The sequence below is a fragment of the Flagellimonas nanhaiensis genome (assembly GCF_003382275.1).
In the GTDB taxonomy this organism is placed as follows: Bacteria; Bacteroidota; Bacteroidia; order Flavobacteriales; family Flavobacteriaceae; genus Flagellimonas; species Flagellimonas nanhaiensis.
In genome coordinates this window covers 394,055-415,729 of record NZ_QTJX01000001.1, presented here as the reverse complement: position 1 = coordinate 415,729, position 21,675 = coordinate 394,055, and the positions used below count along the sequence as shown (strand labels likewise).

Below are 21,675 nucleotides of genomic sequence, written 5' to 3'. Positions count from 1 at the left end.
TACGGATTAATTGCGTGCAAATATACCATAATTTAATTCAAAAACCCGCTGCGATAAAAGTTATACCAAATCCTTAAAAAGAGAGGAGAAATAAAGTTAGATTTTGCCCCTATTAACCAAGAAGCCTCAAAAGATCAATGCTTTTTTGGCTGAAAGCATTGCCAAAATACCAAACCTGCCGAAAACGCATAAGTTACGGTCATGAGTGTTCCGGAGAATATTACAATATACTTGAACCATGAAATCCCTTTCCACATAAGATAAATCCCTCCAAAAGTCAAGATTACCGAAAGAAATGGCTCAATGGTCAAAAAGAGTTTCCATTTCTTTGGGAAATCGGAAATCCAAACCAATCCGCCCAAAAGAAAAAAGATAAAAGCCATAGATAGAATATGGGTATGTACAATGGTGAGCATTTCCCTATCCCCTTTCTTGAATTTCATAACCGCGGCATCTTCATCATCTTCATTGCCCAAATAGTTTTCTTCCACACCCGCAGGAGTTGTGGAATCTGTTTGTTTCACAAAAAGTAGTCCTGTAAAAAACCCAATGGAAAGAATAATAACGAATACTGCAATAAACAATCTAATTTCTCTGGGAAATGTTGTCAACAATCCGTTGTAGACCATTACAGCTCTCCTTTATCCTTTAAAATGCCTATTGTCTGAAGCAGGTTGTCCATGGCCTTGGTCATGGAATTTACAGATATGGTAGCACCAGCAATTGCATCAATATTGGTTTCGCTGCTCACCCTATCATCACCAGTTTTTCCTATAAATTGTTTCAGCCAACGTTTGCTTCCAATTTCCCCGCCGTATTCTTCCCTATAAATCAATACCTTGGTATTGATGATAGCCAAATCTTTATCAAAAATTACCAGATAGTCAAATTTGGCTGTTTTGCTTGGGGCTTGATCTACAAATGCGTAGCCTAAAATTGATTCGTTCTGGAGCACACGATAAAGGTTCTCACTGGAAATCTTGGTTGGAAGATTTTCATTCAATTCTGAGGAAACCTTAATGGGGTCCATGGTAAAGTCGGCCACTTCAAAAGTCTTTTCAACTTCCTTGACCACTTTTTTGTTCAGACCTTTTGGAACACTGAACGCCAAGAACACGAAGGCCAGAAAAAATAAGCTGTACGATTCCAACGATTTCATCCCACAAATATATTAATTTAGACTTATTCTGAATAGTCTAGATTGAAGTTTCTGTTCCCTTCTTGAAATAAAAGGTGTGATTAAAACCACACCCCTATTCCAAAATTTAGTCTATCTGCCACATCACTGTCATCTGCGGCATTGCTTCTGAACTGATAATCACCTTTTACTACAACCCCCGGTGCTATGTGATAGGTAAGACCAGTGGTCACATCGGTTCGGTCATAGGCTTCGTTTCTCATCAAACCACCTTCGGTGTCAGCATGGGTATCATACTTTTCGTAGCGTGCAAATGCAAAAAGTTTTTGCCGCTTTCCAACAGGCAGTACATTGTAGGCTCCTTCTAGGTACCATCCTTGAAGCGTACTTCCCAAATTGCTTCCTGTTAGATTATTATATGCATCTGTATCGGAAAGTGAGGCATGGATAAATTGTCCCCTTGCAGTAAACTTTTGATAGGCATAACGGGCATCCAAACCTAACATGGTAATCCCAATATCTGCTCCATCAAATTGTTCTATCTCGTCCTCAGCCTGGGTGCGTCCAAAGTATGTGGAAAAGCCCAAACGCAGACCAGGAATACCGTAATAGTCAAGTTTTGTGGAAAGGTTGGGGCTGTCTATGGTTGACTGGATTCCTTTCTGTCTTCCACCACGCAAACCATTTGAACCTCTTAGCTTTCCATTTATTCCACCTTCGCCATCAGACTCGGTTGATTTGAACCCGTTAAAAAGGTAGGCTTGATATCCCAAAGAGATTGAATTGAATCTACCTGTTACACCCACACCCAGTTCTCTCCAAGTTGTGGGAACTATGGCATTGTCTAGCGCAGGACGCTCAGTTCCGTTAAAGGTGGTCGGTTCATGGAACTCGTTGATAATTCCCATTGGAACCAGCATAAGTCCACCTCGAACATTAAAATTAGGTGCGGCATTGTAGTTCACAAAAGCCTGTTCTACAAAAACCTCTTCTACGTGCTCAAATTCAATTTCCGTAACAAATTGGGTACGATCATCAAATCGATATCCAAAAAGTACCACAAGTCGTTGTACGTCCAACTCTCCATTTTGCCCTTCGGGTTGGTTATACAACATTTCCCCATAGGCGCCTACCGTCACTGCAGAAGCATAGTTTCCAGAAAGCAAACGTTGCGCAGCATTTATTTGCTTTTGAGGGTCAAGTTGTATTGAATCGGTTTGCGTTTGTGCATAGATGGATGTTGCAAAAAGCAGTGTCAAGAAAAAAATTAGGTGCTTCATTGGTGCTGGTCTATTTATTTAGATTAAATATAAATAATTACGGCGGCAAATATATTCCCACTACATGAAGTGACCAAATTAATTTAGACTTATTTTAAATAAAAATGAAGGTTTAACAGCAAGACGTTTTTAACCCTTTCAATTGCCATTAATGATAAACAGAAAACAACTCAGTTGCTTTGTTGTAGGCTGCCTCAAATACCATCCAATTTACGCCTGTATCCACTTTCTCCGTAGTAAAATAGGAAAGCATTTTTTCAGTGGGCATATTCCCAGTAAGTTCATCCTTGGCCATTGGGCACCCACCAAAGCCTTGAACAGCTCCATCAAAACGTCTGCAACCTGCCTTGTAGGCAGCATCTACCTTCTCGTGCCATTTGGTTGGTGTAGTATGCAGATGAGCTCCAAATTCTACCTTGGGATACTTTGGAATTAGATTGGAGAACAAATAATCGATTACCTCTGGAGTAGAGCTTCCAATGGTATCTGAAAGTGACAGTATCCGCGCGCCCATTCCCGCTAATTTTTCGGTCCACTCCCCTACTATCTCCACATCCCAAGGGTCTCCATATGGATTCCCAAATCCCATGGAAATATAGGTAACCACCTCTTTGTTTTTGGAATCCGCAATTTCTAGAATACCTTTTAGGGTATCTACGGATTGGGCAATTGTTTTGTGGGTGTTCCGCATTTGAAAATTCTCAGAAATGGAAAATGGAAAACCCAAGTAATCTATTGCTTCAAATTGACTGGCATCTTGGGCTCCTCTGATGTTGGCCACAATTGCAAGTAATTTGCTCTTACTTTTGGATAAATCCAACTGGTCCAGTACCTCTGCCGTATCCTGCATTTGGGGAATCGCTTTCGGAGATACAAAACTTCCAAAATCCAAGGTATCAAAACCACACCCCAGCAAAGATTGTAGATACTTCACCTTTTCTGTTGTTGGGATAAATGTTTTGATGCCTTGCATGGCATCACGCGGACATTCTATGAGTTTAACTTTTGCCATAGGACGATGGTAAATTTACCACTATTTATCTGATAGGAACAGATATACGGCAATACCCACAAAGACAGTTATTTGAAGCCATTTCAAGAACAACCCCGATTGCGGGTACTTTGTTAAATACTTGGAAATCTTTCCGGCCAAAACGGCGATTGTTCCAAAAATGATAAACGCGGAGAGCATAAAAAGTAAGCCGAGCACATAAAACTGAACTACCGTATTCAACTCCTGACTAAACAGAAACCCCGGAAAAAAGGCAAGAAAGAAAATGGTCACTTTGGGATTGAGCACATTCATGGTGAAACCAATCTTGAACAGTTTACTATGGCTTTTGCCATTGCCGCCGGTGTTGTCCAAGCTGAGGGATGCATCACTTTTATAAACCTGGATAGCTAAATACAACAAGTAGATTGCACCAAACATCTTGATTCCGAAAAAAAGCGCATCACTTCTTTTGATGATTTCCGACACCCCAAATGCCAGCAAGGTAGTATGAACCAAACAACCGCTTACCAGCCCGGTCGTGGTGGCCATCCCAGCTTTTACTCCATTGGAAATGCTTTGGGTTAGCACATAAATGTTATCCGGACCAGGAGAAATGGCCAAAGCGGCAGAAGCCACAACAAACCCAATCAATATTGGGTAGTTGATAAATGCCGTTTCTTGAATGAACAACGTAAACATATGAACTATGATGTCCGCTCTAAAATTGCCTTGTTGATTTTTTTAATGAGGCCAGGTCCTTCATAAATGAAACCTGTGTACAATTGTACCAAATCTGCTCCAGCATCCAACTTTTCCAAAGCATCCTCTGCTGAGTGAATCCCACCCACTCCAATAATAGGAAATGCCCTATTGCTTTTTTCTGCCAAGAATCTGATTACCTCGGTACTTCTGTTTGTTAAAGGTTTTCCGCTAAGACCTCCTTGTTCTTCTGTCAAAATCAAGTGGGACTTTAACCCTTTTCTAGAAATGGTAGTATTGGTAGCAATAACACCATCTATTTTTGATTCTTTGACGATGTCAATAATATCCAGAAGCTGGTCATCGCTTAGATCCGGTGCTATTTTAAGAAGAATCGGTTTTTCTTTTGACTCCAATTTCTTGGAAAGTTTTCCGTTCTGGCTTTTCAATTTCTTCAGCAGTTTGAACAAAGGCTCCTTATCTTGAAGTTCCCGTAACCCAGGTGTGTTGGGAGAACTAACATTGACCACAAAATAATCCACGTGCTCGAATAGCGCCTCAAAACAAATGAGATAATCTTTTATGGCATCTTTATTCGGAGTCTTTTTGTTCTTTCCAATATTGCCCCCGATCAGGACCCTGTGTTTCTTGTTGAGTTGCTCCACTGCCTCAAACACCCCATGATTGTTAAACCCCATCCTATTGATGATTCCACTGTCTTCCACCAATCTGAACAATCTCTTTTTTGGGTTTCCTGCTTGTGGCTTGGGAGTCAGCGTACCAATTTCGATAAATCCAAAACCAAAATCTGAAAATTCGTTGTAGAGCTTTGCATCTTTGTCAAATCCTGCCGCTAGACCCACCGGGTTTTTAAATATCAATCCAAAGACTTCTTTTTCCAATCTTGGGTCCTTAATGATGAACATTTTCTTGAAAAGATGATTTATTCCCAGCTTGGACAGTATTCTTATGGCACTAAATGAAATTTGGTGTGCTACTTCAGGGTCAAATAAGAAAAGAATCGGGCGAATGAGGAATTTGTACATTCAAAAAATTTTGACAAAAATATAAACTCTTAGTTCAGCTTGTAAGAAATTGGTTATTTTTCGTCAACTGACCTATCCACATACATAGGGCGTAGGGTAAGTTGACTACAAAGTTCCAAATAAAGGTTGTACTGTTTGGCATTTAATGTGGACAAAAGACGCCTGTCCATCATAAGTGCATTTTGCTTCATACTATCCAAAATATCTTTGTATTGTTTTGAAAAAGTCATCAAAACTTCGGGTGAACTTCCTTCATGACGTTTTAAAAGATGTTTTGCGCGGTCCTTAAGGATATCGTTCCTAACCTTAAGTTCAGCGCTCCAGCTTTTTAATTTGTCCTTTTGATTATCATTTAATTGAAATACCTCCATAATCACTTGATCATCTTGCCCGCCAACTCCCAATTGACAATCTTCTTGGGATAGACCTACATTAAAGAAAACCATAAGTAAGACTAAAGGAACTTTTTTCAAACCGTATGTTTTAAACCGAAGAAATATAGGTCTTCAAAAACGGTTTTTCTCAAAATAACGATTGAATAAGCATTATTTTTGATGAAACGCATGTTATGGAAAAATTACTACCCAGATTTCTTGAATATGTCGCCATAGATACCCAAAGCGACCCTTACTCCAAAACCACCCCTACTACCGAAAAACAAAGAGACCTGGCTAAAAAGCTGGTCATGGAACTTCATCAAATAGGTATGCAGGAAGTCTCCATTGATGAGAATGCGTACATCATGGCCACCCTTCCGTCCAATATGGATAAAAAGGTGCCTACCATAGGTTTCATCTCCCATATGGATACTTCTCCTGATTTTTCAGGTAAGAACGTCAGTCCCCAAATTGTGAAAAATTACGATGGTAAGGACATCGTGCTCAACAAACAGAAAAACATTGTTCTATCTCCGGATTATTTTGAGGATTTGCTCCAATACCAAGGTCAGACCTTGATCACCACCAACGGTAATACGTTGCTAGGTGCCGATGACAAAGCTGGAATTGCGGAAATAATCACTGCCATGGAGTATTTGATCCAACATCCGGAAATTAAGCATGGTAAGATTAGGATTGCCTTCACTCCCGATGAGGAAGTAGGACGGGGCGCCCATAAGTTCGATGTAAAAAAATTTGGTGCGGAATGGGCCTATACCATGGATGGTAGCCAGGTTGGGGAATTGGAGTACGAAAACTTTAACGCCGCAAGTGCCAAAATAACTGTCCTGGGCAAAAGCGTACACCCAGGTTATGCCAAAGACAAGATGGTCAATGCCATAGGCATTGCCAATGAGTTCCTGGGATTGCTACCGCCAAACGAGGTTCCCGAAAAGACTTCGGACAGGGAAGGTTTTTTCCATGTTCACCTATTTAAAGGTGAGATTGAAAAAGCAACGGTTGAACTTATTGTCCGTGATCACGATGCCCTCCATTTTGAAGCCAGAAAGCAACTTTTGGAAGACATCAAGGAAAAACTCAACAAAAAATACGGGGACTGTGTAAATCTTCAGATTGATGATCAATACAAAAACATGCGCGAAAAAGTAGAGCCTGTTTTTCATATTGTAGAAATTGCCAAAGAGGCTATGGAATCGCTGGATATTGAGCCGATCATAAAACCCATAAGGGGTGGAACTGATGGTTCCCAACTGAGTTTTATGGGGCTGCCGTGTCCAAATATTTTCGCTGGCGGCCATAACTTTCACGGAAAATATGAATATATTCCCTTGGAGAGCATGGAAAAAGCTGTTAAGGTCATCGTTAAAATATGTGAGCTCACGGCCATTCAAATAAAGTAGTATGGAAAAGGCGGAAAAACTCAAAAACTACTACGAAAAAGAACATCCTTTTAAGGATGGCATTAACCTATTGCGCTCCCTTGCCCAGGAAACTGAGAGTACAGAGGGTTACAAGTGGAACTTTCCGGTATATACCATTAATGGTAAAAATGTATTTGGCATATGCCGATTCAAGAACCATTTTGGACTTTGGTTTTTCAACGGAGTGTTTCTAAGTGATCCAAAAAAGGTGTTGCAAAATGCCCAAGAAGGAAAAACCAAGGGAATGCGGCATTGGAAATTCCAGTCAGTGGATGAGTTGGACCATAACGCAATACGGGAATATTTATTGGAATCCATTGAAAATCAAAAAAAGGGCAAGGAAATTTCCGTGGAAAAAGGGTCCAAGGCCAAAATACCGGAACTTCTCCGGGTGCAATTGGACAACAACCCGTTATTGAAATCGAGTTTCGACGCTTTTTCTCCTTATAAACAAAAAGAATTCTGCGAATACATTTTGGAAGCCAAACAGGAAAAAACCAAACTCAAAAGATTGGAGAAAATCCTTCCTATGATTGAAAAAGGGGTTGGGCTTAACGATGCTTATAGGTAAAATGTAAGTATTCGTCAATCCGATAAACTCATTCGTCCATTTACCGTTTATCTGAGTCAAAACTTTAGTGAACTTCGCACATTGTTAAGATATGTACATTAAAATGAATTTATGTCCTTACTAGTGTGGAAACATTGAATGAACTATATTGAAACCATAAGTAAACTATCAATTCCAACTCAAGAGCAAATCAATAGGTTCACTGCGTATCTATTAGATATTCATAGTTGGTACAAACATATTCCTTTGATTAAAGGAAGTGTATTCACGGTTTATATTGAACCAGATTTAAATCGAGAATATCCCACAAATCACCCTAAATTACCATTTGGCAATACCAAAGAAGGGTATCAGCAGGCGTTTGGGCACTTATCATATCAATATTATATAGGCCAAATTTGTTATCAGGACTTCCGTTACAAATTCATTGATGGTAAAAGGGTTGAGCTAGGAGTAACAAAAATACCCGAAGCGTATAAATTAAAATGGAGTATCAAACTGTTTCCGTATTGTCATATAGATTTCGAGGAAGGCATATCCTTATTTGAAGAGGATATCAGAATTCTTCAAAACAATGGGCTTCATCCGCAAAAAGATCTACTACTAACTTGGTATAAATCAATTTCCAAGAGAAACGATTATTGGAACAAAAAGCTCAATGATGAAGAAAGGGAATATTTGGTTTTGCTTGATGATCACCGAGAAATAAAAGAAGAAAATGACATTCCAAAACGTATTTTCGATTACATCAAACTGGAAAGATCAGTTTGGGATATTGAAGATAGATTGCGGTCTATCGAAGAACAAAAGTTGTCAAATTCACTTAAAAAACTAATTGACGATTTTGTCACAATAAAAGAACAATTTGCCAACAAAGAATAAATCACAATAAAAATGACCGTTTTTTCGAAATGATAGGTGCTCTCTCAAAAACCACATTCATCTACAAAGGCATAACTTATTTCTTTGGAAACTGCCACCCATTATAATAGGTTTTGCCTAGATAGGCATTGGCTTCCATATTGTCAAAACCTCCTTTTTCGGCATTCCAGAACAAACGCTCACCTGTTTTGTAAGCCAGATTGCCCATATGGCAGACCATAGCGGCATCGTATCCTATTTTCATTGGAGCATTAAGTATGGATTCATCTCTTTTTTTGACAGCTTCCAGAAAATTGGTAGTATGGAGGTCCAAACCGTTGGCATCCACCCTTTGTATAGGTACCGCTTCTATCTTGGGTCCAAGGTCCTGGTCCCAATTGGGTCTATCTTTTTCCGGGATTACTTCCCAACCCCCACGATCCAATACCAAGGTTCCGTTGTTCCCGATAAACGCAATGCCGTGATTTCGACCATAATTGCCCCCATCAATACCGGTAGCATGCTCCCAGAGCAAGGAAAATCCATCAAACTCGTAAACGGTCTGCAAGGTATCCGGGGTTTCGGAAGCGTCATCGGGATAGGCAAATTTTCCTCCCAGGGCCATTACCGACTTTGGCAGCGAAGCTTTCATCCCATACAATGCATAGTCAATCAAATGAACCCCCCAATCAGTCATCAATCCTCCTGCATAATCCCAAAACCATCTAAAATTGAAGTGAAATCTATTTGGGTTGAAAGTACGTTCGGGAGCTGGTCCCAACCACATTTTATAATCAACTCCCTCTGGTACAGAGCCATCGGGCAATTGTGGAACAGGCTGCATCCAACCTTGATACGCCCAAGCCTTAGCCAAGCGTATTTGCCCAAGCTTTCCCGAATGTACATAGTTTATGGCATCCACAAAGTGGGGTTGACTACGTTGCCATTGCCCAATCTGAACCATACGGTCGCTGGAATTTACCTTGGATAGCATTACCTCGCATTCGGCTATGGAATTAGCTATGGGTTTTTCACAATAGACATCCTTGCCTGCATCCACGGAATCTACCAATTGAAGGCAGTGCCAATGGTCCGGGGTGCCAATAATAACAAGGTCCACATCTTTATCTTCCAACATTTTTCGGTAATCCGAATACCATTTCGGTTTTTTGATTTCCGCCTTTTCCAACTCTGAAGTTTTGTCTCGAAGAACGTTCTCATCCACATCACAAAGGGCAACCACTTCTACTTCGCTATTTTTTAGGATTGACAGCAAGTTGACAAACCCCATTCCCTTGCACCCAATAAGTCCAACCTGAATTCTATCGTTGGGGCTAATGGTTCTTCGTATTGACGCCAGCATCTCTGTTGGGAACAAAGCGGAAGTTCCCAAACCGGCCATAAACAGTGATCCTCTTTTTACAAATTGTCGTCTTGTACCCATGTGAAAAAAATTTTAATCAAGGTACAAAAAAACGTCCCTCGTAATTCATCTTACGAGGGACGTTTGCACTCAAAAATGTATGTGAGTACTATTTTTTGTCGGACGAGGTATTTAATTTTCTGCTCATCTCCATAGAGATTGCTGAACGATCAAACTTCAATCGGCCGGCCATGGTCTCAATGACACAGGAAAAATCCTTGTCGTTCAATTCCAAAATTTTGCCGTGCAGACCACTTTTCGTGATAATACGATCACCTTTCTTCAACTCTGAAGCAAATTTTTTCTCATCCTTCTGACGCTTGATCTGTGGGCGAATCATAAAGAAATACGCCACAACAAAAATCAATATCAGTGGTAAAAACTGTCCTAAATTTTCCATTAAAACCCTAGTTATTTAACTGGACCTGCTGGTGCAGCATCCTTTGGGTTAACAAAAGCCTTTATTCTCAAAAGCTCGCTCCCTTTCTCTGTGTTTGCCGTTACCGTGATGGTCTTGGTAACTTGGTTTTGACCAGAACCATTGAACTTCACTAACATTTGCCCAGACTCTCCCGGAGCTATTGGAGTATTCCTTGGATACTCTGGAACAGTACAACCACAGCTGCTTTTAGCATCGGTAATGATCAAAGGTGCATTACCTGTATTGGTAAATGAAAAGGTTGTTTCTTGTGGAGTACCTCTTTCAATAGTACCGAAATCATGCTCTTGCTTATCAAAACTCATTACAGGAACATTCTTCTGTTCGGCATCTCTGTCCGTAGCACTTTCAACATTGTCTGCAACTACCTTGTCAGAAGCTTTTTCCTTACAGGAAACACTTACCAAGGCAACCGTCAAGATCAAACTCAAAATTGTCGTTATTCTTTTCATGGTTTAAATTAATTTTTCCAAAATTAAGCAAATATTGTTTATTGTAATCCTCTTCCCATTTTTTGCAATCTCCCGTTGGATTTATATTCCTTGGCCAACTTGTCCAAAACCCCATTAATGAAAATACTGCTCTTAGGGGTGGAATACTCTTTGGCTATTTCCAAATATTCATTGAGGGTCACTTTCTCTGGAATGGAAGGAAAATTGAGTAGTTCGCAAATCGCCATCTTCAATATTATGGAATCAATTTCCGCAATACGATCATTGTCCCAATTAGGTGTCTTTCCTTCTATTTCTTTTTCCCATTTGGCATCGTTGAGCAAGGTTTTGGTAAGCAGGTCATTGGCATAGATCATATCTTGTTGATCTTTTAACAAGGCTGGCAAAAAGAATTTTTCACTGGCATTTTCTTTTGCCTTGCGCAATCTTTTGATCAAAAAGGTATTTACAATGGGAATATCATCTACCCAAGTAAGTTTGTCATCTTCAAAATACTCGTAGATCTTTTCGTTGGGCGCTATGATGTTTTTATAAAGTTGAAGAACCACATCCTTGTCATCCTCATAACTACCTGCTGCATTGGACATATAAGTTTTATAGATATCGCTGGCCACTACCTCTTTGTAAATGATCTTTACATATTCCTCATTGAGGTACCAATTGTTGAGTTTCCGCTTTGATAGTTCGTTTTGAAGTGCTGCATTACCCGAGATTTGGAGCAGTAATCTGTTTTTTACGAACTTTTCGGGATCGGGATAATTATCGTCCTCGGTAATCAGATATTTTTTGGAAGCATGATTGGCATGTTTTTCCGCTAGTCGATGAAGCTCTATTAAAAGGCTTAACACCAGCAAGTAGAGCACGTACATGTTCTCTATACTCACTTTTAGAAACTTCTGTTGTTTCTCCAGGGAATCATCCTTGGATTGGACCAATGCATATATGCATTGCATCACTTTTACTCTAATATGCCTTCTAGTAAGCATTTTTAAAAGAACTTTAAAGTCGTTTGTTGGCTTTCACTGCGCAAAAGTAATCTTATATTTCAATCTTGTCCTACCAAAGTCATTTTCTTATCAGTTTTATAACATTTAGTTTTGGGGCAATGGTCTATATTTGTCAAAGCATCATCAAATAAATACCTCCAAGAAACCCTCTTTCCCTTTATATGAAGGAACTCAAGCATCTTAACAAATACTTTAAAAAGTACTGGTTAAAATTATTGATGGGAGTTTTAATCACCATCATTGCCCGTGTTTTTTCGCTCATCATGCCATCTTATGTGAGCAAATCTATACAGGCCATAGAAAAGTTTGTCGCAAACTCTATCTCTATTTCCGAGGCCAAAGAATTACTTTTTGGTTACATATTGATCATCATTGGAGCAGCACTACTCTCTGGTCTTTTTACCTTTTTAATGCGGCAGACCATTATCAATGTCTCTAGATACATAGAGTATGATCTTAAAAATGAGGTTTTTGACCACTATCAGATATTGAACCTGAGCTTTTATAAAAAGAACAGGATCGGAGACTTAATGAACCGCATAAGCGAGGATATCAATCAAGTAAGAATGTATGCCGGGCCGGCAATCATGTATGGAATCAATACCTTGACCATGTTTGTCTGTATCATTCCCTTGATGTTCATTAAAGCGCCCACTTTGGCATCTTATACACTGATTCCTCTACCTATACTTTCTGTTTTGATTTATCAGATCAGTAAGATCATTCATAAAAGAAGCACCAAGGTACAAGAGTACTTGTCTACCCTGTCCACCTTTGCCCAAGAATCCTTTTCTGGTGTGGCGGTAATAAAAGCTTATAGTCTGGAGCCAAAAATAAATTCAGAAATCAATACACTGGCGAACCAAGGAAAAGATACCAGTATGGATCTTGCCAAGGTAAATGCTTGGTTTTTCCCGTTGATGATTCTGCTCATCGGTATAAGTAATATTTTTGTAATCTATATAGGCGGCAAACAATACATTAATGGAGAAATAACCTCTATTGGTATCATTGCAGAGTTTATCCTATACGTCAACATGCTTACGTGGCCTGTGGCCATAGTGGGTTGGTTGACCTCAATTATCCAAAGAGCTGAAGCCTCTCAGAAAAGAATCAACGAGTTTCTGAAGGTTCAACCGGACATACGAAACGAGGTAGCGGAAATCACCCCAATTGTTGGTGATATTGAATTCAAGAACGTTTCATTTACCTATGACGACACCAACATCACCGCGCTTGATAACGTTTCATTTAACATAAAAGCTGGACAAACCGTTGCAATTTTGGGTAAGACAGGAGCTGGTAAGTCTACTATACTTGATCTTGTGGCCCGTTTATATGATGCCTCTTCTGGTGAAGTTCTAATTGATGGAATCCCGGCTCAAAAATTGAACTTGGATAATCTTCGCAGTGCAATAGGGGCCGTGCCCCAAGATGCCTTTCTTTTCTCGGACACCATTGAGAACAACATTCGTTTCGGAAACGAAGATGCCACATTTGATGAAATAGTTTCCGTGGCCAAAAAAGCAGTGGTACACAAGAACATTGAAGGATTTTCTAAGAAATACGATACTATTCTCGGCGAACGGGGCATAACATTGAGTGGAGGTCAAAAGCAACGTGTGTCCATAGCAAGAGCTTTGCTAAAGAATCCCAATATTTATCTTTTTGATGACTGCCTTTCTGCAGTGGACACTGAAACTGAAGAAGAAATCTTAAACAATTTGAAGCAGGTTTCTCACAGCAAGACCACCCTGATCGTTAGCCACAGGGTCTCCTCTGCAAAGAACGCGGACAAGATAATTGTCCTCGAAAATGGTAGGATAATTCAGGAGGGTACACACGAGGAATTGAACAATATAGATGGCTACTATAAAGAACTCTATCTCAACCAACTCTCTGAGAAAGAATGACAAAAAAGTTGCTCGATTAGCATTTTTTTTACATTTTTGGTAGAATTATTCAACATTGCACTTAACACACACACTAGACCATATGAGCGAGAAAGAAATAATGGATCAGGAAGAAATATACTCCAAAGTCCTACGGGCAGGGAGAAGAACTTATTTTTTTGATGTAAGAAGCACCAAGGCAGGTGATTACTATTTGACCATAACAGAAAGTAAAAAATTTACCCATGATGATGGGTCTTTTCATTATAAGAAGCACAAAATCTATCTCTACAAAGAAGATTTTGCAGCATTCAGGGAGATTATGGAGGAGATGATGGATTACATTATTGATGAAAAAGGCCTGGAAGTCATTTCTGAACGCCACCAAAAAGATTTCAAAAAAGAAGAAGGCAATCCAGAAGAAAATGGAACCATGTCCGGTAATTTTACCGATGTGGATTTTGATGATATTTAAAGAGTATTCTCTTAAAAAAACCAAAAAACGGTCTGCCTAGTGCAGGCCGTTTTTTATTTTTAACATCGACTAATTCAATCTTTCCGAAATGAAACAACTCAGTACCCTCATTCTAATGGCCCTAGTTGGCCTTAATCTTACTGCCCAAAACGTTACCCTAGACTATTACCTGCCTAAAAATGTTACTTACGACCCAAACATTCCTAAACCATCAGAAATTATTGGCCACGAAGTTGGGGAATGGCACGTTACCCATGACAAATTGGTGTTCTACATGAAACACCTAGCATCCATCAGTGATCGAATGACCATTGAGGACCGCGGAAGTACTTTTGAGGGAAGGCCAATTCTCCTGCTTACCGTAACATCTCCCAAAAATCATGGGAACATTGAGAATTTAAGGGAACAACATTTGGCTTTGTCCGAAGGAACTGGTGATTTAAACACCTCCAATATGCCAATTGTAGTCTATCAAGGTTTTTCCATCCATGGGAATGAAGCAAGTGGCGCCAATGCAAGTTTGGCGTATGCCTATTATCTTGCAGCGGCCCAAGGTTCGGAAATTGAAACCATGTTGGACAATATGGTAATCTTATTAGATCCGAGCTTTAATCCAGATGGATTACAACGTTTCGCTTATTGGGCCAATGTCCATAAAAGTCAAAATCTTAATCCGGACACCAACGAAAGGGAATACCATGAAGTTTGGCCAGGTGGACGTACAAACCATTATTGGTTTGATATGAACCGTGACTGGCTTCCAGTACAATTACCAGAAAGTAGGGCACGTATTGAAACCTTTCACAAGTGGTTACCAAATATCTTAACGGACCATCATGAAATGGGGACCAATTCAACCTTTTTCTTCCAACCCGGAGAACCATCAAGGGTACATCCGTTGACACCAAAAATCAACCAAGAGCTGACTAAGGAAATCGGAACCTATCACGCCAGAGCTTTGGACAAAATAGGCTCATTGTACTATTCCGAAGAAAATTATGACGATTACTACTATGGCAAAGGCTCTACTTTTCCCGATGTAAACGGAAGTATTGGAATTCTATTCGAGCAAGGAAGTTCCAGAGGACATATCCAAGAAAGTGAAAATGGCATCCTTACTTTTCCGTTCACCATAAGAAACCAGTTTACCACGGCACTTTCCACCATTGAAGCAGCTAAGAACATGCGGACCAAAATCTTGGATTACCAGCGTAAGTTCTATGCGGATATGCGTGCGGAAGCCTCAAGGAACAGAACAAAAGGCATTATTTTCGGTGACAGCAAAGATGCCTTGAGAACCTACCACCTTGCGGAAATCCTGAATAGGCACAAGATAAAATTCCATGAACTTGCCAGTGATGTTACCATAGCTGGCAAAACATATAAAAAAGGGCATAGCTACATCGTTCCCACCAATCAAAAGAACCCAAGATTGATCAAAGCTATGTTCGAAAAAAGAACAACCTTCGTTGATAGTCTTTTTTATGACGTTTCAGCCTGGACCTTCCCATTGTCTTTTAATATGGATTATGGCAATTTGTCCTCACTGGTCAACGCTGGTTCTGAAGTCGTAGATTTTCAAAAGCCTTCTGGAGGTGTGGACAAAAAGAGCAACTACGCTTATTTGTTTGAATGGCATGAGTACTATACTCCAAAAGCGTTGAACAAAATCCTTAAAAAGGGATTACGGGCCAAAACGGCAAAATCTCCTTTTACCCTTGAGGGTAAAAAATATGACTACGGCACCATCATGGTTCCCGTGCAGAATCAAAAACTCAATTCAGATGATCTACATACTTTCTTGAAAAAAGTTGCAGAAGAAAGTTCGATCAACATTGCAGGGGTCTCCACTGGGCTTACCAAGGGTATAGATTTGGGAAGTAACGACTTTGACCCCATCAAAAAGCAAAAAGTGGCCATTTTGGTCGGAGATGGAATAAGACCTTATGATGCTGGTGAAATTTGGCATTTGTTCGACACTCGATACAACATGAAAATCACCAAAATAGATACCCGCTATTTTAACAGTGTTGATCTAGACAAATACACGGACTTAATTCTGCCTAGCGGATGGGGAAGTAATTTGTTGGATAAAAAAGGAGCAGATAAAATCAAAGATTGGGTAAAAGATGGTGGCACCGTAATCGGTTATAGAAATGTTGCCAATTGGTTCAAAAAGCATGAGTTGATGAAACTTGAGATGAAAAAGGACACTTTGGTTGCCAAAAACATAGCATTTGACCAAAAAAATGACTTTAATGGAGCCCAGGTTACCGGCGGAGCAATTTTTGAGGCCAAGTTAGACCGGTCGCACCCAATAAACTACGGATATAAAAACAATCGAATTTCTCTGTTCAGGAATACCAATATTTATCTGAAACCAGAGAAAAACAGCTATGATAACCCTATTCAGTATACAAACAATCCGTTGCAGAGTGGGTACATCTCAGAAGAAAATGAAGAACTGATCAAAAACAGTGTCCCTTTTAAAGTGAAAAGATTGGGCAAGGGAAGGGTTATCCTATTTACTGACAATACAAATTTCAGGGCATTTTGGTACGGCACCAACAAACTACTGATGAACGCTATTTTCTTCGGTCAGATGATGTAATGCCAATTTTCACTAGTATGATATTAATGACGGCATGTCCCAAAACGGTGAGGCATGCCGTTTTTACGTCAAAATATTTCCAAAGTATCGTCAACAAAATCCCATAGAACAAAGGATAGGTAATCATGGCAAAGCCGAACTTAAAAGTAGCTTCAAATTCAACCTCAGGAACTTTTGGCTTTATAAAGGTCCTCCATAAAACCACCAAAGGGAAGTTCAAGGAATAAAAAAGTGCTCTTGACACGGTATTTGCAACTTTAACCTTTTGAGGCTTTCCTTTAGGAAAGGACCGCTCTGAAATCATCATGTTAACAGCATCTGGCTTAAGATATAGGCTTTCCCTTCCTTCCAATTTTGAAATAACATCCTCATATTCATTTTCTGGGATGTGAGTGGTCAATGCTGTTAGCGCCTTAAAAACCTCTTGCTTAACATCTCCCACAAATTTTGAAGAGCCCATAAACTCCTGTACTTCTATTGGATTTCCCACATAAAGAGATGCTGCATCCCCACTTTGCGAGGGTTTCATATAATTCTGCCCAATGGGCACTAATTGCAATTTCATTTTTGGGTCCTTTTCCAAAGCAGTCATTATAATCCTTGTAAAGCCCTTGCTCAACGGTCTAACTCTTCGTTTTAGACTATGATTGGCCTCAGGAAAGAGCAAAATGGCCTCACCGTTCAGGAGTAGCTCAGAGCATCTTTCAAAAATAGCTTGGTTTTTGTACAGATTAGCTTTGCCATCCCTAATGCGATAAATGGGTATCATTTGTAAAAAACCAAAAAGCGAATTGAGCACAGAACCCTTAAAAATGTCTGAACGGGTAATAAACCATGGCTTTCTTTTACATCGAGTGGCTAGGAGAAGTACATCCATCAAGGCATTCTGGTGATTGGAAAGAATAAGTACAGGGCCCTTTTCGGGTATTCTTTCGGAGCCAACAACTTCAATTTTTTGATAATAGCAAAAGAGTCCAGCTCTAATCCAGTATTTGATTAAAAAGTAGGCAAGGTGTTTCAAACCAATTCTTCTTTTTCAATAGGCTTGAATCCCCAAACCATACCCAGCGCAATCCCGGACACTAAATGCCAAATGCCCCAAAAGGCAGTCAGCAAAGCCATTCCTCCTAGACCATCAAAAAAGGTGAATATCAGAAGTAGTCCCAAACCAGAATTTTGAATTCCAGTCTCAATTGTGATGCAACGGATATTTTCTCGTGAGAAACCCAACATTTTGGCCACAGAAAACCCTGTGGTCAATGCTACTAAGTTATGGACCACCACCAACCAAAAAACATAGAGGACATACTCCATAAAAATATCCCGGTTCTTATACAGGGCCAAGAAAACCAATGCCACAAAGAAAAGCAGTGAGCCCATTTTAAACCCTTTGGCCAATTTTCTGGAGACTGTTGGCCAATAATGGTTGACCAGCATCCCCAAAATGAGTGGAACACCAAGCAACAGCGCCACCAATTTCACCATTTCCAAAGGCGATATGGACACTTCCTTTAGAATAGAAGCCGTAGGTTCGTATTGACCACCCCAAAAACTTAAATTAAAGGGAGTCATAAAAATGGCCAATAGCGTAGCTATAGCTGTAAGCGTTACAGACAATGCAGAATTTCCTTTGGACAGATGGGTGAAAAAATTTGATACATTTCCTCCAGGACATGCCGCCACCATGAACATCCCCAATGCAATGCTAGGAACGGGTTCGGTAATCCAAACTAAAATAAACGTGATTATGGGAAGTAGCAAAAATTGACAAATTACCCCTGTGAGCACAGGTTTTGGTGTTTTCCATAGACGTTTAAAATCTTGGACAGATATTTCAAGAGCAATCCCAAACATAACCAATGCCAGAGCCACATTGAGGGTCCAAAGAGATTTTTCATCAAAATTGATGTGAACGTTATCTATAATTTGTTCCAAATGAACACCGAGGTTTAGCCTACAAGATACACGTTTCTACGAATTTGAAAGTTTTGTATCCTTTTTTGGACAAAGTCCAGTAAATTCATGCTTCCAAAATTGTAATAATTATGGCACGTACTCCCAGTAATATGCTACCGTTAGGAACAAAGGCACCAGATTTCAGTCTACTAGATACAGTTTCGGGAAGTTTTTGTTCTTTAAAAGAGCTACAGAGAACCCAAGGAACTGTGGTCATGTTCATTTGTAACCATTGCCCCTTTGTGGTCCATGTTAATCCGGAAATTTCGCGTTTAGCCAAAGAGTATCAGGATAAGGGTATTGCTTTTATTGCCATTTCAAGTAACGATGTGCAAAACTATCCGCAAGATTCCCCCGAACTGATGACTCAAGTAGCCCGGCAAGAAGGATACACATTCCCTTACTTGTATGATGAGACCCAAGAAATAGCCAGAGCTTATGATGCGGCCTGCACTCCCGATTTTTATTTGTTCGATGCCGATTTGAAGTTGGTCTATCGCGGGCAATTGGATGATTCAAGACCAGGCAATGGCGTGCCCCTAACCGGAACCGACCTAAGAAATGCCATGGACGCTTTATTGGAAAACAGGGAAATTGACCCAGACCAAAAACCAAGTATAGGGTGCAATATTAAATGGATACAGCATTAACCTTTTATCATGAAAATCAATCCCGCGGAAGCCTTAAAAGAACTAAAAAAGGTAGATTCTCCTTTTTTGACCCTGTTTGAACATGGAACATTATCGGTAGAAATCTATAAACCTGAAAAGGTGGATCTTCAACAGCCCCATTCAAGGGACGAGATCTATGTTGTGGTATCCGGCACAGGAGAATTTTTAAACGATGGCCACCGGACCACTTTTGCTCCAGGAGATTTCCTTTTTGTCCCAGCTGGAATAGAACATCGTTTTGAGAATTTTACGGATGATTTCTGCACTTGGGTCTTCTTTTATGGTCCGGAAGGAGGTGAAAACGACGAATGAACAATACTATCACTTTGGAAGTGGTTACAACTTCCTCCATGGATTCTTACATTGAAGTTGGCAAAAACTCCTATGTACAACACTATCTGCATTTATGGGAAAACAACGACCCTACTCCCTATATCAGCAGCAGTTTTGCCATTGAGGTAGTGGAAAAGGACCTCAGCAATCCCAATATGGTTCATTTCCTGGTCAAGATGGAAGACGAAGTAGTCGGAATTGTCAAATTGATTAAGGATCATCCTTTGGATGAGTTCTCGGAAAAAGAGGCCTTGTTGGCCCAAAAAATTTATCTTCTCCAAGCTTATTCCGGAAAAGGTGTAGGCAAAAAAGTATTGCAATTAATAGAGGAATTTGCCCAAAATCTGGGTAAAAAAATTGTTTGGCTGGATACCATGCAAAAAGGAAGTCCAATCAACTTCTATCAAAAAAATGGTTATACCATCAAGAGAGAAAGTACATTATCGCTACCCGGAGCCAAACCTGAAGAAAGACCCATGTGGGTGCTTACTAAGGTTCTTTGATTACCAACCCTCTCTTTTTATCAAATTCTCTATGTGAGCAAAATGATGGCTCCCATGCCAGGCATACCTTCCTACATTTTCTTCCAAAGAGGTATCCCAATTCCCCTCTGGGTGTACAAACTGTTTTTTGAGTTCATCCCTGGAAAGTCCCTTTAACAAATGTACCAGCTTGGCATGAACAGCATTCAAATGGTCTAACGACATTTGAATGGGTGCCGTCTTGGCATCAAAAAGTTTGGACCATTCCTTTTCAAAATAGGCTTTAATGAGAGGTTTATCCTCTGTCAATGCCCATTTGAAACGTGTATAGCTATGATGATGACTATCCGAAATATGGTGCACCAATTGCCTCACCGTCCACCCACCAGGCCTATAAGGTGTTTCCAGTTGTTCTTCAGAGAGCGGCGTGACCATATCTTCCAGTCTTTTAGGTAAATGTTCCAAAACACTGATCCATTCCTCCAAATGAGCATCTTTAATCTGATCTGGGACCACAAATTTGCCAATTGGGTACTGTAGTTGGGTTAAATTATCTTTTTCCATGGTTTAAAAATAGTAAACTTTGGTTCTGTCCACCTCAATTGATATGACCTAAATCATTGGGGAACCTAAAACTTTAATACACATTTAACGCCTCCAAAGAATTTGGATTTAAATATCTACTAATTTTGTAGGACAATCATTTAACAATCTAAAAAAACAATATACATGGCTACTATCAGATTAGGCGATACCGCACCCGATTTTACCGCAGAAACTTCTCAAGGAACATTAAATTTTTATGATTACCTAGGTGATGGATGGGGAATTCTTTTCTCGCACCCTGCAGATTTTACACCTGTTTGTACTACTGAGCTAGGTACGGCTGCAAAATTTAAATCGGAATTTGACAAGAGAAATGTGAAAATGATGGCGTTGAGTGTTGATGGTGCCGATTCGCACAATGAATGGATAAAAGACATTAATGAAACCCAGGAGACCTTGGTCAATTTTCCTATAATCGCCGATGAGGATAGAAAGGTCTCTGACCTTTATGACATGATTCATCCCAATGCAGATGATACCCTAACGGTTCGTTCTGTTTTTATTGTTGGACCGGACAAAAAGGTAAAATTGATTTTGACCTATCCTGCTTCCACCGGTCGTAACTTTTACGAACTCCTACGTGTCATAGATTCATTACAACTTACGGCGCATCATAAAGTTGCTACCCCTGCCAACTGGAAAAATGGTGAAAAGGTGGTAGTGAGTCCTTCTATTCCCACACATGAGGCTAAAGAGATTTTTACCAAGGGTGTGGAGGAGATCAAACCTTATTTGCGAATGACTCCGGATCCCACTGCGTAGCAAGGAAATCTCAGAAATAACTTAAGGCCCGGACATTGTCCGGGTTTTTTGTTGAAGTTTTTTAAACCATTTGACGCAACCCTTACGGTTTTTCTAATCTTAAGTTCAACAAAAGACCCTTCCCCATAACCATTAAACGACAGATTGCATGAACACCT

General features: G+C 40.0%; 24 protein-coding genes. 10 read left to right on the top strand and 14 right to left on the bottom strand.

From position 1 onward, the window contains the following. Positions 1-134 precede the first annotated feature (134 nt). From DX873_RS01940 to DX873_RS01910, 7 genes are all read right to left on the bottom strand, one after another. The gene (locus DX873_RS01940) at positions 135-629 is read right to left on the bottom strand and encodes a hypothetical protein (protein WP_116182846.1); all 495 of its coding nucleotides are present in this window, start codon (positions 627-629) and stop codon (positions 135-137) included. Further along, positions 629-1,159, bottom strand: a complete 531-nt coding sequence (locus DX873_RS01935; RefSeq protein WP_116182845.1) for an FMN-binding protein — start codon at positions 1,157-1,159, stop codon at positions 629-631. Before DX873_RS01935 ends, DX873_RS01940 begins: the two co-directional genes overlap by 1 nt. 80 nt (positions 1,160-1,239) lie before the next feature. Continuing rightward, entirely contained in the window at positions 1,240-2,418 is a 1,179-nt protein-coding gene (locus DX873_RS01930; protein WP_116182844.1) for a hypothetical protein, read from the bottom strand. 148 nt (positions 2,419-2,566) lie between these two features. Beyond that, complete coding sequence (locus DX873_RS01925; protein ID WP_116182843.1) at positions 2,567-3,430, bottom strand: hydroxymethylglutaryl-CoA lyase; 864 nt, start codon at positions 3,428-3,430, stop codon at positions 2,567-2,569. Between the two features lie 21 nt (positions 3,431-3,451). Beyond that, complete coding sequence (locus DX873_RS01920) at positions 3,452-4,111, bottom strand: LysE family translocator (protein ID WP_116182842.1); 660 nt, start codon at positions 4,109-4,111, stop codon at positions 3,452-3,454. Between the two features lie 5 nt (positions 4,112-4,116). Then, the gene (locus DX873_RS01915) at positions 4,117-5,157 is read right to left on the bottom strand and encodes a quinone-dependent dihydroorotate dehydrogenase (protein WP_116182841.1); all 1,041 of its coding nucleotides are present in this window, start codon (positions 5,155-5,157) and stop codon (positions 4,117-4,119) included. A 53-nt stretch (positions 5,158-5,210) separates the two neighbouring features. Next, positions 5,211-5,630, bottom strand: coding sequence for a hypothetical protein (locus tag DX873_RS01910; protein ID WP_147296590.1), 420 nt, complete (start codon positions 5,628-5,630; stop codon positions 5,211-5,213). Between the two features lie 95 nt (positions 5,631-5,725). Here DX873_RS01910 and pepT point away from each other — a divergent pair, with 95 nt between their 5' ends. The 3 genes from pepT (at position 5,726) to DX873_RS01895 (ending at position 8,429) form a co-directional block, all read left to right on the top strand. Next, positions 5,726-6,955, top strand: a complete 1,230-nt coding sequence (gene pepT / locus DX873_RS01905; RefSeq protein ID WP_116182839.1) for a peptidase T — start codon at positions 5,726-5,728, stop codon at positions 6,953-6,955. Position 6,956: 1 nt separating this feature from the next. Then, the gene (locus DX873_RS01900; protein WP_116182838.1) at positions 6,957-7,547 is read left to right on the top strand and encodes a YdeI/OmpD-associated family protein; all 591 of its coding nucleotides are present in this window, start codon (positions 6,957-6,959) and stop codon (positions 7,545-7,547) included. Between the two features lie 138 nt (positions 7,548-7,685). Continuing rightward, positions 7,686-8,429 (top strand): hypothetical protein, encoded by a 744-nt coding sequence (locus DX873_RS01895; RefSeq protein WP_116182837.1) that lies wholly within the window; start codon positions 7,686-7,688, stop codon positions 8,427-8,429. A gap of 76 nt (positions 8,430-8,505) precedes the next feature. Here the strand turns inward: DX873_RS01895 and DX873_RS01890 are convergent, their stop codons facing one another. The 4 genes from DX873_RS01890 to nusB form a co-directional block, all read right to left on the bottom strand. Beyond that, on the bottom strand, positions 8,506-9,852 hold the full coding sequence (locus DX873_RS01890) for a Gfo/Idh/MocA family protein (protein WP_116182836.1): 1,347 nt from the start codon (positions 9,850-9,852) through the stop codon (positions 8,506-8,508). An 88-nt stretch (positions 9,853-9,940) separates the two neighbouring features. Further along, on the bottom strand, positions 9,941-10,231 hold the full coding sequence (yajC, locus tag DX873_RS01885) for a preprotein translocase subunit YajC (protein ID WP_116182835.1): 291 nt from the start codon (positions 10,229-10,231) through the stop codon (positions 9,941-9,943). An 11-nt stretch (positions 10,232-10,242) separates the two neighbouring features. Beyond that, positions 10,243-10,722, bottom strand: coding sequence for a DUF1573 domain-containing protein (locus DX873_RS01880; protein WP_116182834.1), 480 nt, complete (start codon positions 10,720-10,722; stop codon positions 10,243-10,245). A 38-nt stretch (positions 10,723-10,760) separates the two neighbouring features. Next, on the bottom strand, positions 10,761-11,708 hold the full coding sequence (nusB, locus tag DX873_RS01875; protein ID WP_116182833.1) for a transcription antitermination factor NusB: 948 nt from the start codon (positions 11,706-11,708) through the stop codon (positions 10,761-10,763). A 182-nt stretch (positions 11,709-11,890) separates the two neighbouring features. Between nusB and DX873_RS01870 the strand changes: the two genes are divergently transcribed. From DX873_RS01870 to DX873_RS01860, 3 genes are all read left to right on the top strand, one after another. Beyond that, complete coding sequence (locus tag DX873_RS01870) at positions 11,891-13,642, top strand: ABC transporter ATP-binding protein (protein ID WP_116182832.1); 1,752 nt, start codon at positions 11,891-11,893, stop codon at positions 13,640-13,642. 82 nt (positions 13,643-13,724) lie between these two features. After that, positions 13,725-14,096: a PUR family DNA/RNA-binding protein gene (locus DX873_RS01865; RefSeq protein ID WP_116182831.1), complete on the top strand. Its 372-nt coding sequence runs from the start codon at positions 13,725-13,727 to the stop codon at positions 14,094-14,096. 88 nt (positions 14,097-14,184) lie between these two features. Beyond that, positions 14,185-16,707, top strand: coding sequence for a M14 family zinc carboxypeptidase (locus DX873_RS01860; protein WP_116182830.1), 2,523 nt, complete (start codon positions 14,185-14,187; stop codon positions 16,705-16,707). Here the strand turns inward: DX873_RS01860 and DX873_RS01855 are convergent. Together DX873_RS01855 and DX873_RS01850 are read right to left on the bottom strand one after the other, a co-directional pair. Continuing rightward, entirely contained in the window at positions 16,682-17,728 is a 1,047-nt protein-coding gene (locus DX873_RS01855) for a lysophospholipid acyltransferase family protein (protein ID WP_181899419.1), read from the bottom strand. The two genes, DX873_RS01860 and DX873_RS01855, sit on opposite strands and share 26 nt — an antisense overlap. Continuing rightward, the gene (locus DX873_RS01850; protein ID WP_116182828.1) at positions 17,725-18,642 is read right to left on the bottom strand and encodes a bile acid:sodium symporter family protein; all 918 of its coding nucleotides are present in this window, start codon (positions 18,640-18,642) and stop codon (positions 17,725-17,727) included. Before DX873_RS01850 ends, DX873_RS01855 begins: the two co-directional genes overlap by 4 nt. Positions 18,643-18,752: 110 nt before the next feature. Between DX873_RS01850 and DX873_RS01845 the strand changes: the two genes are divergently transcribed. The 3 genes from DX873_RS01845 to DX873_RS01835 are packed head-to-tail and all read left to right on the top strand — an operon-like array spanning position 18,753 to position 20,170. After that, the gene (locus DX873_RS01845; protein WP_116182827.1) at positions 18,753-19,313 is read left to right on the top strand and encodes a thioredoxin family protein; all 561 of its coding nucleotides are present in this window, start codon (positions 18,753-18,755) and stop codon (positions 19,311-19,313) included. A 9-nt stretch (positions 19,314-19,322) separates the two neighbouring features. Then, positions 19,323-19,646 carry a cupin domain-containing protein gene (locus DX873_RS01840; protein WP_116182826.1) on the top strand — a complete coding sequence of 108 codons (324 nt, stop codon included), beginning with the start codon at positions 19,323-19,325 and terminating at the stop codon, positions 19,644-19,646. Next, positions 19,643-20,170: a GNAT family N-acetyltransferase gene (locus tag DX873_RS01835; RefSeq protein ID WP_116182825.1), complete on the top strand. Its 528-nt coding sequence runs from the start codon at positions 19,643-19,645 to the stop codon at positions 20,168-20,170. Before DX873_RS01840 ends, DX873_RS01835 begins: the two co-directional genes overlap by 4 nt. Here DX873_RS01835 and DX873_RS01830 read toward each other — a convergent pair whose 3' ends face one another. After that, on the bottom strand, positions 20,171-20,713 hold the full coding sequence (locus DX873_RS01830; protein ID WP_116182824.1) for a YfiT family bacillithiol transferase: 543 nt from the start codon (positions 20,711-20,713) through the stop codon (positions 20,171-20,173). A gap of 165 nt (positions 20,714-20,878) precedes the next feature. On the opposite strand from DX873_RS01830, the gene DX873_RS01825 reads away from it, so the two are divergent. Further along, on the top strand, positions 20,879-21,517 hold the full coding sequence (locus DX873_RS01825) for a peroxiredoxin (protein WP_116182823.1): 639 nt from the start codon (positions 20,879-20,881) through the stop codon (positions 21,515-21,517). The last annotated feature ends 158 nt before the right edge of the window (positions 21,518-21,675 follow it).

Excerpts from the sequence above, each read along its gene's own strand:
- DX873_RS01925 (WP_116182843.1), bottom strand. The coding sequence starts at position 3,430 with ATGGCAAAAGTTAAACTCATAGAATGTCCGCGTGATGCCATGCAAGGC.
- yajC (WP_116182835.1), bottom strand. The coding sequence starts at position 10,231 with ATGGAAAATTTAGGACAGTTTTTACCACTGATATTGATTTTTGTTGTG.
- nusB (WP_116182833.1), bottom strand. The coding sequence starts at position 11,708 with ATGCTTACTAGAAGGCATATTAGAGTAAAAGTGATGCAATGCATATAT.
- DX873_RS01865 (WP_116182831.1), top strand. The coding sequence starts at position 13,725 with ATGAGCGAGAAAGAAATAATGGATCAGGAAGAAATATACTCCAAAGTC.
- DX873_RS01860 (WP_116182830.1), top strand. The coding sequence starts at position 14,185 with ATGAAACAACTCAGTACCCTCATTCTAATGGCCCTAGTTGGCCTTAAT.
- DX873_RS01940 (WP_116182846.1), bottom strand. The coding sequence starts at position 629 with ATGGTCTACAACGGATTGTTGACAACATTTCCCAGAGAAATTAGATTG.
- DX873_RS01895 (WP_116182837.1), top strand. The coding sequence starts at position 7,686 with ATGAACTATATTGAAACCATAAGTAAACTATCAATTCCAACTCAAGAG.
- DX873_RS01835 (WP_116182825.1), top strand. The coding sequence starts at position 19,643 with ATGAACAATACTATCACTTTGGAAGTGGTTACAACTTCCTCCATGGAT.
- DX873_RS01890 (WP_116182836.1), bottom strand. The coding sequence starts at position 9,852 with ATGGGTACAAGACGACAATTTGTAAAAAGAGGATCACTGTTTATGGCC.
- pepT (WP_116182839.1), top strand. The coding sequence starts at position 5,726 with ATGGAAAAATTACTACCCAGATTTCTTGAATATGTCGCCATAGATACC.
- DX873_RS01830 (WP_116182824.1), bottom strand. The coding sequence starts at position 20,713 with ATGGAAAAAGATAATTTAACCCAACTACAGTACCCAATTGGCAAATTT.
- DX873_RS01930 (WP_116182844.1), bottom strand. The coding sequence starts at position 2,418 with ATGAAGCACCTAATTTTTTTCTTGACACTGCTTTTTGCAACATCCATC.
- DX873_RS01935 (WP_116182845.1), bottom strand. The coding sequence starts at position 1,159 with ATGAAATCGTTGGAATCGTACAGCTTATTTTTTCTGGCCTTCGTGTTC.
- DX873_RS01845 (WP_116182827.1), top strand. The coding sequence starts at position 18,753 with ATGGCACGTACTCCCAGTAATATGCTACCGTTAGGAACAAAGGCACCA.
- DX873_RS01920 (WP_116182842.1), bottom strand. The coding sequence starts at position 4,111 with ATGTTTACGTTGTTCATTCAAGAAACGGCATTTATCAACTACCCAATA.
- DX873_RS01900 (WP_116182838.1), top strand. The coding sequence starts at position 6,957 with ATGGAAAAGGCGGAAAAACTCAAAAACTACTACGAAAAAGAACATCCT.
- DX873_RS01880 (WP_116182834.1), bottom strand. The coding sequence starts at position 10,722 with ATGAAAAGAATAACGACAATTTTGAGTTTGATCTTGACGGTTGCCTTG.
- DX873_RS01870 (WP_116182832.1), top strand. The coding sequence starts at position 11,891 with ATGAAGGAACTCAAGCATCTTAACAAATACTTTAAAAAGTACTGGTTA.
- DX873_RS01825 (WP_116182823.1), top strand. The coding sequence starts at position 20,879 with ATGGCTACTATCAGATTAGGCGATACCGCACCCGATTTTACCGCAGAA.
- DX873_RS01915 (WP_116182841.1), bottom strand. The coding sequence starts at position 5,157 with ATGTACAAATTCCTCATTCGCCCGATTCTTTTCTTATTTGACCCTGAA.
- DX873_RS01840 (WP_116182826.1), top strand. The coding sequence starts at position 19,323 with ATGAAAATCAATCCCGCGGAAGCCTTAAAAGAACTAAAAAAGGTAGAT.